1 rRNA gene is annotated in these 1,296 nt (G+C 55.2%); it reads left to right on the top strand.

Annotation, left to right across the window (positions count from 1 at the left end):
• Positions 1–1,293 (top strand): 23S ribosomal RNA (locus tag NQ185_RS20070); the annotation flags it as partial.
• Positions 1,294–1,296: the final 3 nt, after the last annotated feature.

Raw genomic sequence — 1,296 nt, 5'->3', positions numbered from 1 at the left:
AGGTGCCCGTACCGCAAACCGACACAGGTAGGCGAGGAGAGAATCCTAAGGTGATCGAGAGAACTCTCGTTAAGGAACTCGGCAAAATGACCCCGTAACTTCGGGAGAAGGGGTGCTCCTAGGGGTGAATAGCCCTAGGGAGCCGCAGTGAATAGGCCCAGGCGACTGTTTAGCAAAAACACAGGTCTCTGCGAAGCCGCAAGGCGAAGTATAGGGGCTGACGCCTGCCCGGTGCTGGAAGGTTAAGAGGAGCGCTTAGGTGCAAACCGAAGGTGCGAATTGAAGCCCCAGTAAACGGCGGCCGTAACTATAACGGTCCTAAGGTAGCGAAATTCCTTGTCGGGTAAGTTCCGACCCGCACGAAAGGCGCAACGATCTGGGCACTGTCTCAACGAGAGACTCGGTGAAATTATAGTACCTGTGAAGATGCAGGTTACCCGCGACAGGACGGAAAGACCCCGTGGAGCTTTACTGCAGCCTGATATTGAATGTTGGTGCAGCTTGTACAGGATAGGTAGGAGCCTTGGAAACCGGAGCGCCAGCTTCGGTGGAGGCATCGGTGGGATACTACCCTTGCTGTACTGACCTTCTAACCCGCACCCGTGATCCGGGTGGGAGACAGTGTCTGGCAGGCAGTTTGACTGGGGCGGTCGCCTCCTAAAGAGTAACGGAGGCGCCCAAAGGTTCCCTCAGAATGGTTGGAAATCATTCGCAGAGTGTAAAGGCACAAGGGAGCTTGACTGCGAGACCTACAAGTCGAGCAGGGACGAAAGTCGGGCTTAGTGATCCGGTGGTTCCGCATGGAAGGGCCATCGCTCAACGGATAAAAGCTACCCCGGGGATAACAGGCTTATCTCCCCCAAGAGTTCACATCGACGGGGAGGTTTGGCACCTCGATGTCGGCTCATCGCATCCTGGGGCTGTAGTCGGTCCCAAGGGTTGGGCTGTTCGCCCATTAAAGCGGTACGCGAGCTGGGTTCAGAACGTCGTGAGACAGTTCGGTCCCTATCCGTCGCGGGCGCAGGAAATTTGAGAGGAGCTGTCCTTAGTACGAGAGGACCGGGATGGACGCACCGCTGGTGTACCAGTTGTCTTGCCAAAGGCATCGCTGGGTAGCTATGTGCGGACGGGATAAGTGCTGAAAGCATCTAAGCATGAAGCCCCCCTCAAGATGAGATTTCCCATAGCGCAAGCTAGTAAGATCCCTGAAAGATGATCAGGTTGATAGGTCCGGTGTGGAAGTGTGGCGACACATGGAGCTGACGGATACTAATCGATCGAGGACTTAATCAAATA

This window comes from Lederbergia panacisoli (assembly GCF_024626525.1).
Taxonomy (GTDB): Bacteria; Bacillota; Bacilli; order Bacillales; family Bacillaceae_C; genus Lederbergia; species Lederbergia panacisoli.
This window is presented reverse-complemented; position numbering and strand designations above follow the sequence as displayed.